A 1,324-nucleotide genomic window follows, 5' to 3' on the forward strand; every position below is an offset into this window, starting at 1 on the left:
GAATTTTCTTTTATAGGGTTAAGTGTATCATCATATATAGGGATTCGTGTATTGTTATTTCTAGGCTTATAGGCGCCCTTTTTATTTAACTAATATTAAATTCTTTGTGGTATAAAATTAGTTAATTAATATACCATTAAGTTAACGGTGCACTTATGTCATTTCTTTCAGTATCCAATCAACAGGCGAAGGTTATTGTCGATGCTCGGCAAAGCTTTGAGGCATGGAAAAGAGATGATGCCTGGAAGTCCGAATTTACTGGTTCAATGCATTGGAAAGTCATTAAAGGTAAGCAGTACTTGTATCGGGGCTACACGGGAGGCAAGAATATTTCTCTCGGTGCGCGTAATGCAGAGACTGAAGAGCTTAAAGCTAAATTTGAGGGTGATGAGAATGCTGCCCTTAGTCGTGAAAAGCTATCCCTTCAACAAGTAAAAATACATGCTGCTTTTTTACGTGCTGTTAGCTTGAACCGTTTTCCTGTAGCAGGTGCAAAGGTAATTAGGGCTCTTCAAAAGCAATCTATTCCGCATAAAATAATCGAAACCAATGCGATGTATGCCTATGAAATTGCGGGAGGAGTGCTCTTCAATTCAGATCATCTGGCGACACAAGACATTGATGTACTCTTCGACTCACGCCAATGCCTAAAAGTTGTATCGAGCCTGGATCAAGGCTCATTGTTAGGTTTATTACAGAAAACGGATAAAAGCTTCCAGCCTCTTAGTGATTCGCCACGAGAGTTTGCAGCAGTGAATGCCCAGCAGTACCGAGTTGACTTTATCACCCAGGGAAAACCTCAAATGCAAGCAAGTGAGTTTGAAAGTCTGCTTGATGATAGTGACTTGTTGCCAGTAGAAATTGATTCGCTAAAGTGGGTGCTATCTGCACCAACATTTGAACAGATAGTGTTTGATTCAAAAGGGATGCCGGTTCGGCTAAACGCTATTGATCCTCGTGCTTTTGTGCTTCACAAGTGGTACGTGAGTAAACAGCCTGATCGAGACCGAGTGAAAGCTGTTCGAGATGAAAGTCAGGCGCGTAGTGTCGCAAGTTTGCTAAGGAGTCAGTTAACACACCTATCTTACGGCAAGGCTATCAATAAAATCTTTCCTTCCCGCTTGCAGGATCAGGTAAGCAAAGACATCGACGAATTTGATTTGTGATGTTTTGGGGGGAGGCAATATAAACTTTGTATCACCTAAGCGTAAAGTATTGCCTTATTTATTAATTCAAGAAGATCAGAGAGCGCGAAAGATTCAGGGGCTTTCTTAAGCAGCTTGAGGAGCATTGACGGGTCTAGTTTATCGGTCATAATTGCGCC

The 1,324-nt window shown here is 41.5% G+C and carries 1 protein-coding gene; it reads left to right on the forward strand.

What is annotated here, in order from left to right; all coding sequences use genetic code 11:
• Positions 1-155 precede the first annotated feature (155 nt).
• Entirely contained in the window at positions 156-1,166 is a 1,011-nt protein-coding gene (locus A3763_RS15675) for a GSU2403 family nucleotidyltransferase fold protein (RefSeq protein ID WP_068633983.1), read from the forward strand.
• The last annotated feature ends 158 nt before the right edge of the window (positions 1,167-1,324 follow it).

The organism is Oleiphilus sp. HI0128 (genome assembly GCF_001635365.1).